This window comes from Phenylobacterium sp., assembly GCF_044236515.1.
GTDB lineage: Bacteria > Pseudomonadota > Alphaproteobacteria > Caulobacterales > Caulobacteraceae > Phenylobacterium.
In genome coordinates this window covers 1-8,130 of the sequence record NZ_JBIIGK010000135.1, presented here as the reverse complement: position 1 = coordinate 8,130, position 8,130 = coordinate 1, and the positions used below count along the sequence as shown (strand labels likewise).

General features: G+C 68.0%; 8 protein-coding genes. 4 read left to right on the top strand and 4 right to left on the bottom strand.

Going from position 1 to position 8,130, the window contains the following annotated elements:
- The 4 genes from ACILRF_RS12665 to ACILRF_RS12650 form a co-directional block, all read right to left on the bottom strand.
- Positions 1–192 (bottom strand): AMP-binding protein (locus ACILRF_RS12665; RefSeq protein WP_395673423.1); only part of this gene is annotated, 192 nt, incomplete at its 3' end.
- A gap of 37 nt (positions 193–229) precedes the next feature.
- On the bottom strand, positions 230–694 hold the full coding sequence (locus ACILRF_RS12660; protein WP_395673421.1) for a DUF4863 family protein: 465 nt from the start codon (positions 692–694) through the stop codon (positions 230–232).
- On the bottom strand, positions 691–2,247 hold the full coding sequence (locus tag ACILRF_RS12655; protein ID WP_395673419.1) for a 3,4-dehydroadipyl-CoA semialdehyde dehydrogenase: 1,557 nt from the start codon (positions 2,245–2,247) through the stop codon (positions 691–693). Before ACILRF_RS12655 ends, ACILRF_RS12660 begins: the two co-directional genes overlap by 4 nt.
- The gene (locus tag ACILRF_RS12650; RefSeq protein WP_395673417.1) at positions 2,247–2,720 is read right to left on the bottom strand and encodes a flavodoxin domain-containing protein; all 474 of its coding nucleotides are present in this window, start codon (positions 2,718–2,720) and stop codon (positions 2,247–2,249) included. The genes ACILRF_RS12655 and ACILRF_RS12650 overlap by 1 nt, the downstream gene beginning before the upstream one ends.
- Positions 2,721–2,827: 107 nt before the next feature.
- Here ACILRF_RS12650 and ACILRF_RS12645 point away from each other — a divergent pair, with 107 nt between their 5' ends.
- From ACILRF_RS12645 to ACILRF_RS12630, 4 genes are all read left to right on the top strand, one after another.
- Positions 2,828–3,715 (top strand): helix-turn-helix transcriptional regulator, encoded by an 888-nt coding sequence (locus ACILRF_RS12645; RefSeq protein WP_395673416.1) that lies wholly within the window; start codon positions 2,828–2,830, stop codon positions 3,713–3,715.
- 78 nt (positions 3,716–3,793) lie between these two features.
- Positions 3,794–5,437 (top strand): 2,3-epoxybenzoyl-CoA dihydrolase, encoded by a 1,644-nt coding sequence (boxC, locus tag ACILRF_RS12640; RefSeq protein WP_395673414.1) that lies wholly within the window; start codon positions 3,794–3,796, stop codon positions 5,435–5,437.
- A 2-nt stretch (positions 5,438–5,439) separates the two neighbouring features.
- Entirely contained in the window at positions 5,440–6,849 is a 1,410-nt protein-coding gene (gene boxB, locus ACILRF_RS12635; RefSeq protein ID WP_395673412.1) for a benzoyl-CoA 2,3-epoxidase subunit BoxB, read from the top strand.
- 73 nt (positions 6,850–6,922) lie between these two features.
- Positions 6,923–8,130: NAD(P)/FAD-dependent oxidoreductase (locus ACILRF_RS12630; protein WP_395673410.1), on the top strand; the 1,208-nt coding region annotated here is incomplete at its 3' end.

Here is an 8,130-nt window from a genome sequence, read left to right as displayed (position 1 = left end):
GCGCTCGCCAGGCTGCAGGCCCAGGCCTAGAAGAGCGGCCCCGGCGCGGTCGGCGCGGTCCGCGACGTCGCGGTAGGTGTAGGCGCCTTGCTCGTCGATGAAGGCGACCTTGTCCGGCCGCGCCGCGAGGTTACGGCCGATGAGATCGACGGCGGCGTTGTAGGCGCCGTCCGGAATGCTGAAAGTCCTCACTGCCTTATGCCTCCCTGCCTGTGCGCTCTGCGGCGCGTTAGGCGGCTCGGAACTCAATTTGGCCCTCTGGAAGGAGATAGAGGACGATCGCGCTCCCGCCCCTGACGGTCGGGGCGTGCTCCGAGCCCGGGCCGTAGACGAGCCATCCTTCGCCCTGACCGTCGAAACGGGCGCCTGGATCCACCGGGAGGATCATGTCGATCTCGCCTTGCGGATGGGCGTGGTGCGGGCCCGCCACCTCGGTCATCCGAACTACGTCGACACTGAAGCCATGGGTGTCGGGCGTCGGCTTGATGATCCGGCCCCACTTCAGCGGCTCGTCGCCGCGGTTGGCCAGCCAGCCCTCTTCGACGCCTAGGCGACAGGCGGACGCAAGCGCCTGGAACTGAGGACTGGATGGAGGGAACTGGGCGTTCAGCTCTTCACCCAGCTCGCGGGTGACGGGTCGTCCCGCCAACCAGGCGGTGATGTCGGAAACAGCTGATTGGAACTGTGACGTCATGCGGAGCCTCCTGCAAGGCGCGGGGCCAGAGCTTCCAGCACGGCGCCAGATGCCTGCACCGCCGTCTTTTGGTGATAGAACCACAGCCCCCTCAGACCGCCGAGCTCGGCGCCGTCGCCGGCCCGGCCGGGACCACCGTGAAGGCAGGAGGGCAGGACGATGCCATGTCCCGAATGGCTCTGGCCGATCGCCGGATCGACCAGCAGCAGCCGGCCGTGGCTGTCGGCGAGTTCACCCGCAGCCTGTCCCAGGAAAGCGGGATCGTCGCTGAACACCGAGGCGGCCAGTGACCCGCCGCCGCGACGGGCTAGCTCGAACGCCTGCTCGGCTGTCTCGTAGGGAACGAGAGTCGCGACAGGGCCGAAGACTTCCAGGTCATGGACAAGATCGGCGCCCGATTTCGCACGCAGCAGGGTCGGGGCCACGAAGGCGCCTTCCGGAACTGTCGTCTGCGGCGTCAGCACATCGGCTGCGCCGGCGAGGGCGGCGAGGCCTTCGCGCACAGCGGCCAGCTGCGAGGGGCTGACGACCGGGCCCATGCCGGTTTCCGGATCGGCCGGATCTCCGACCTTGACCTCGGCCAACCGGGCCAGAATGGCCTGGGCGACTGCATCGGCGGCGGCGGCCGGGACGATCACGCGGCGGATCGCCGTGCACTTCTGCCCGGCCTTGACGGTCATCTCCTTGGCCACCTCGGCGGCCAGCAGCTCCAGCGCGGGCGAGCCGGCGCTGGCGTCAGGCGCGAGAAGGGCGCTGTTCAGGCTGTCGGCCTCGATATTGACGCGCACGCCCTTGCCGGCGACGGCCGCGCGGACCTTGTCGCCCGTGGCGGCGGAGCCGGTGAAGGCTACGGCGTCGCCCGACCGCATGGCTTCAAGCAGGCCAGCAGGAGATCCACAGAGCAGCGACAGGGCGCCGGACGGCAGGACGCCGGCTTCGACGACTGCGCGCACCATCTCCTCCGCCAGCCAGGCGGTGCTGGTGGCCGGCTTAGCGAGGACCGGAACGCCCGCGAGCAGGGCGACGGCGGCCTTGCCCCACAAGCCCCAGGCCGGGAAGTTGAAGGCGTTGATATGCACCGCCACGCCGCGGATCGGCGCGCCGATGTGCCGGCCCTGGAAGTTGGCGTCGCGCCCGAGGCGTTCAATGCCGCCGTCCGACAGCAAGGTCGCTTCGCCGAGGGTGGCGCCGAGCTTGGCGTAGTACTTGAGGGTGCCGATGGCGCCGTCGACGTCGATGGCGGCGTCGCCCTTGGTGTTGCCGCTGTTGCGGCGGGAGATCTCGTACCAATCATCGCGGCGCGCCTGCAGCGCGTCGGCGGCGGCGCCCAGCAGCGCGGCGCGCTGGGCGAAGGTCAGGCTCCTCAGCGCCGGGCCTCCGACCTTACGCGCGTAGGCGAGGGCGCCAGCGACGTCGAAGCCGGTCGAAGAGGCATAGGCGAGGGTCTCGCCTGTGACCGGGTCGGCGAGAGGCTCGCCCTGGTCCTGGCCTGAAAGCCAAGAGCCGGAGAGGAAGCTCTGAAGGGCGCGGGGCTCCAAGGGTTGGGTGGTCATTAGGCCGCCACCGCCGGAGCGAGTTCCTGCTCCGCCCAGGAAGCCGCCCATTCGCAGGCGACGTCCTCGGCTAGCGTACCCGATGACGCATCGTGCGTAAGCGGCTCGCCAGCGCGGCGGGCTCCGAGTTCATTCAGCAGACGGTCAAACTGCAGGCCGCCCTGGCAGAAGGTCGCCTTATAGGTGATGTCGCCTAGCGCGATCACGCCGTAGACGACGTTCGAAAGATCCGGGCGTTCGCCCTGCAGGCTGCTGAAGAATGCCTGGGCGTTGTCCGGCACGTCGCCGTTGCCGTAGGTCGAGCTGACGATCAGGAACACGCCGCCGTCAGCAAAGACGCTTGCGTCCGCCGCGTCCATCATCTCGATGCGCGGCGCGTAGCCCGCGGCTTGGAGCGTCTGCTCGACCTCCTGGGCCACCAGTTCGGCGGTGCCGGTCATGGTGCCGACGAGGATGGTGATGGGTTGGGACACCTGACCTCCACAGTGCATGTGCACTAAAATGCATTGAAAGCAATATACTGCACGTTCGTTTCGTGCAAGGGGTGGCGTATCGTGTCAACTCGCGCCATCTTCCGGCCATGACCGAGACAGCGCCACCCGCCGCTGCGGACTCTTCGGCAGTCACGGAAGAGGCGTATCTGGCCCTGCTTGGCGAACGGGTGCGCGAGATCCGCGCACGCCGGGGCATGACCCGCAAGATCCTGGCCCGCGATTCCGGCGTCTCGGAGCGGTATCTGGCCCAGCTTGAGAGCGGGCAGGGCAATATCTCGATCCTGCTGCTGCGCCAGCTCGCCGAAGCCCTGGATACGCCGCTTCCTGCTCTGGTCGTCGACGGACCCGAGCCGGCGATCGAATTCGTCCATGCCGTCGAGCTGCTGCGCCGGCTGCCGGAGGACGGCCTGCAGGAGGCCCACGCGCTGCTGGTCGACAAGTTCGGCGGCATCGGCGCCGGCGATCGGCGCAGCCGCATCGCCCTGATCGGACTCCGCGGGGCCGGGAAGTCGACCCTGGGCCGGTTGCTCGCCGAGCGCCTCGCCTGCCCCTTCGTCGAGCTCGACAAGGAGATCGAAGGGGAGGCCGGCGCGCCGCTCAACGCCATCTTCGATCTTTACGGACAGCCCGCCTTCCGCCGCCTGGAACGCCGCTGCCTGGAGCGGGTGATCGAAGAAAACCCGCGGGCCGTTATCGCCACCGGCGGGGGCCTAGTCTCCGATCCGGCGACGTTCGAGCGGCTGCTGGCCGGCTGCTACACCGTATGGGTGAAGGCGACGCCCGCGGAACACATGGCCCGGGTTATCGCCCAGGGCGACATGCGGCCGATGTCGGACAACCGGGAGGCGATGGCGGACTTGCAGCGGATTCTGCGCACCCGCGACCCGCTCTATCGCCGCGCGGATGCGCAGGTGGACACCAGCCGCCGCTCGCTTGACGAGAGCCTGGAGGACCTCACGGCCGCCATTCGCTGATGAACATGCATCATAATGCTTGATTGCCCAGGCAATCCTGCAATATGGTGCATCTAAAGCGAACTGGAGCCCTCGAACGTGATCACCTTCGACCGCACCCCTTCCGACTACCGCCACTGGCGGGTGGATGTGGAAGGCCGCGTGGCCACTCTGACCATGGACGTCAACGAGGACGCCGGTCTGGTCCCGGGCTACAAGCTGAAGCTCAATTCTTACGATCTCGGCGTCGACATCGAACTCTATGACGCGCTTCAGCGCATCCGGTTCGAGACACCCCAGGTCGCCACGGTTGTCCTGACCAGCGGCAAGGAGCGGATGTTCTGCGCCGGCGCGAACATCTACATGCTGGGCACGTCGTCCCACGCCTGGAAGGTGAACTTCTGCAAGTTCACCAACGAGACCCGCAACGGCCTGGAAGATTCCAGCCGCCACGACGGCATCAAGTTCATCGCTGCGGTCAACGGCACCTGCGCCGGCGGCGGCTACGAAGTCGCCCTGGCCTGCGACGAAATCCTGATGGTCGACGACCGCTCGACGGTGGTCAGCCTGCCGGAGGTGCCGCTGCTGGGCGTGCTGCCCGGCACCGGCGGCCTGACCCGCGTGGTCGACAAGCGCAAGGTCCGCCGCGACCTGGCCGACATCTTCTGCACCAGCGCCGATGGCGTCCGCGCCGAGCGCGCCAAGCAGTGGGGCCTAATCGACGACGCCGCGACGCCGAACCGCTTCCCCGAGCTGGTGAAGGCTCGCGCCGAGGCGCTGGCCGCCGGCACGGTCCGTTCGGCAGACGCCACGGGCATCAAGCTCAATCCGCTGAACCGCACCGTCGACGACGCCGGCCTCCACTATAAGTACGTCGACGTCGCCTACGACCGTCCGGGCCGCGCGGTTACGATCACCGTCCGCGCGCCGACGGGCGAGCAGCCCTCGACGCCGGAGGCCATTCAAGCGGCCGGCGACCAGTGGTGGCCGCTGGCCATGTGCCGCGAGCTGGACGACGCGATCCTGCTGCTGCGCACCAACGAGACCGAGCTCGGCCTCTGGGTGCTGAAGACGGAAGGCGACGCCGAGGCTGTCCTAGCCGCCGGTCGCGCTCTGACCCAGCACAAGGACTACTGGCTGGTCCGTGAGACCATCGGCTACCTGCGCCGCACCTTCGCGCGCATCGACGTCACCTCGCGCAGCCTCTACGCCATCGTCGATCAGGGCTCGTGCTTCGCCGGCCTGCTGTTCGAACTCGCCCTGGCGGCCGACCGCATCTACATGCTCGAGCTGCTCGACGGCGACGACAACGCGCCGGTGATCGCTCTCGACGAGGTCAACTTCGGCCTGCTGCCGGAAGTGAATGGCCAGACCCGTCTGGCGACACGCTTCTACGGCGACGAGGCCTCGGTAGCCAAAGCGCGCAGCCTGATCGGCCAGGAACTCCAGGCCAAGGCGGCGATGGACGCCGGCCTGATCACCGTCTCGTCGGACGACCTCGATTGGCAGGACGAAATCCGCCTCGCCCTCGAAGAGCGCGCCAGCATGTCGCCGGACGCCCTCATCGGCCTGGAAGCCAACCTGCGCTTCCCGGGCGAGGAGACGCTCGACACCAAGATCTTCGCCCGTCTGTCTGCTTGGCAGAACTGGGTCTTCTACCGTCCGAACTCGACCGGCAAGGAGGGCGCTCTGAAGCTCTTCGGCACCGGCTCCAAGCCCAACTTCGACTGGGAGCGCGTCTGACCATGGCGATCGACTATCAGGAAAAGATCCCGAACAACGTCGACCTGGCGTCGGACCGTTCGCTCCAGCGGGCGCTCGAGCACTGGCAGCCGGAGTTCCTCAACTGGTGGAAGGGCATGGGCCCGACCGACTTCCAGTCGGCCGACGTCTATCTGCGCACCGCCATCTCGGTAGACGCCAAGGGCTGGGCCGACTACGGCCACGTCAAGATGCCCGACTATCGCTGGGGCATCTTCCTGGCTGAGCGCGACCCGAACAGGACGATCGGTTTCGGCGACGAGTTCGGCAAGCCGCAGTGGCAACAGGTGCCGGGCGAGCACCGCTCGACCCTGCGCCGCCTGATCGTCACGCAGGGCGACACCGAGCCGGCGTCGGTCGAACAGCAGCGCCTGCTGGGCCAGACCTGCCCGTCGCTCTACGACCTGCGCGGCCTGTTCCAGGTGAACGTCGAGGAAGGCCGCCACCTGTGGGCGATGGTCTATCTGCTGCACGCCTACTTCGGCCGTGACGGCCGCGAGGAAGCCGAAGAATTGCTGCAGCGCCACTCCGGCGATGCGGACAAGCCGCGGATCCTGGGCACGTTCAACGAGCCGATCTCCGACTGGCTGTCATTCTTCATGTTCACCTACTTCACCGACCGCGACGGCAAGTATCAGCTGAAATCGCTGGCCGAGAGCGCCTTCGATCCGTTGGCCCGCACCTGCCAGTTCATGCTGACCGAAGAAGCCCACCACATGTTCATCGGCGACACGGGTATCGCCCGCGTCACCCGGCGAACCCTGGAGGTGATGAAGGAGCTCGGCACCGACGATCCGGAAGCCATCCGCAAGGCCGGCGCCATCGATCTGCCGACCATCCAGAAGTACATGAACTTCTGGTTCTCCTCGGCCCTCGACCTGTTCGGCTCGGAAAGCTCGTCCAACGCGGCCCTCTACTTCGCCGCCGGCCTGAAGGGCCGTCCGGACGAGGCGACCTACGAGGACCACCTGGCGCTCGACGAGACCTTCCACCTCGAGACCCCGGATGGCGCTGAGGACATCCCGATGCGGAACGCCATGAACGAGGTCACCCGTTCGGCGTACATCAAGGATTGCCAGATCGGCATGACGCGCTGGAACCGGACGATCCAAAAGGCCGGCTTCGACTTCCAGTACAAGCTGCCGTCCAGCCGGTTCCGCCGCTCGATTGGCATCTGGGCCAACATCCCGACCAATCCGGAAGGCAAGCCGATCAGCGCCGAGGAATTCGCCGCCCGTCAGAACGACTGGCTGCCGACCGAAGCCGACCGCGCCTTCGTCCACAGTCTGATGCATCCCGTCACCGAGCCGGGCAAGATGGCCGCCTGGATCGCGCCGCCGGACCGCGGGATCAACAACATGGCCGTCGATTACGAATACGTCCGACTGGGGTGACCCTGACGACGTCGGCGGCCGCCCCAATCCTCCCGGAGGCGGCCGCCTCCCTCTTCTGAAACAAGGGACGCGCATGACCGCCAGGGTGGTTATCGCCGGTACGGGCCAGGCCGGCGTTCAGACGGCGTTCTCGCTCCGTGACGACGGCTACGACGGCGAGATCGTCCTCCTGGGCGAGGAGCCTGGGCTGCCCTATCAGCGCCCGCCGCTCTCCAAGAGCTACCTGCTGGGCAAGCTCGACGAGACGGGCGTGCTGCTCAAGGGGGCCAACCTTTATGGCGAAAACCGCATCACGCTGCGCGACGGCGTCAGCGTCCAGGCGATCGATCGTCCGGGACGCTCAGTCCGCCTCTCGTCCGGCGAAGACCTTTCCTACGACCATCTGGTGCTGGCCACCGGCGCGCGGCAGCGGGCGCTCGGCGTCCCCGGCGAGGCCCTCGACGGCGTCCTCACCTTGCGGACCATCGTCGATGCGCGGGGCCTGAAGGCGCGCCTCGAGGGCGTGCGCCGGGCTGTGGTGGTCGGGGCTGGCTTCATCGGCCTGGAATTCGCCGCCGTCGCCCGCGCCCAGGGCGTCGAGGTCACGGTGGTCGAACTGGCGCCGCGCCCGCTGAGCCGGGCGCTGTCCGCCGAAATGTCGCTCTTCTTCCACGAGCGCCACCTGGCCTGGGGCGTCGATTTCATCTTCGGCGCGCTGCTGGAGGAGATCCGGGGCGAGGGCGGCCGCGTCACCGGCGTGCGCCTGCAGAACGGCGTCGACGTGCCGGCCGACCTGGTGCTGGTCGGGGTGGGCGTCATCCCCAACGCGGAGCTCGCCGCCGACGCCGGCCTGCTGGTCGAAAACGGCGTCGTCGTCGACGCGCACATGCGGACCACGGATCCGGCCATCCTGGCGGTCGGCGACTGCGCGGCCCATCCGAACCCGTTCAGCGCGGTCGGCCCGGTGCGTGTCGAGTCCGTACAGAACGCCACCGATCAGGGCCGCTGCGCCGCCGCGACCATCGTCGGAACGCCCCAGCCCTACGCCGCCGTGCCGTGGTTCTGGAGCGACCAGGCGGACCTTAAGCTGCAGATGGCGGGGCTTTCGACCGGGCACGACACCGCTGTGGTCCGGGGCGATCCGGCCAAGGGGGCGTTCTCGGTGTTCTGCTTCAAGGACGGCCGGTTGCTGGCCGTGGAGTCGGTCAACAAGGGGCCGGACCACGTCATGGCTCGCCGCCTGATCGCCGCCCAGGTCCAGAACGCTCAGCCGCAGATCACGGCGGAACAGGCCGCCGACGA

Coding starts and splice junctions, on each gene's coding strand:
- ACILRF_RS12660 (WP_395673421.1), bottom strand. CDS start 694: ATGACGTCACAGTTCCAATCAGCTGTTTCCGACATCACCGCCTGGTTG.
- ACILRF_RS12655 (WP_395673419.1), bottom strand. CDS start 2,247: ATGACCACCCAACCCTTGGAGCCCCGCGCCCTTCAGAGCTTCCTCTCC.
- ACILRF_RS12645 (WP_395673416.1), top strand. CDS start 2,828: ATGACCGAGACAGCGCCACCCGCCGCTGCGGACTCTTCGGCAGTCACG.
- boxB (WP_395673412.1), top strand. CDS start 5,440: ATGGCGATCGACTATCAGGAAAAGATCCCGAACAACGTCGACCTGGCG.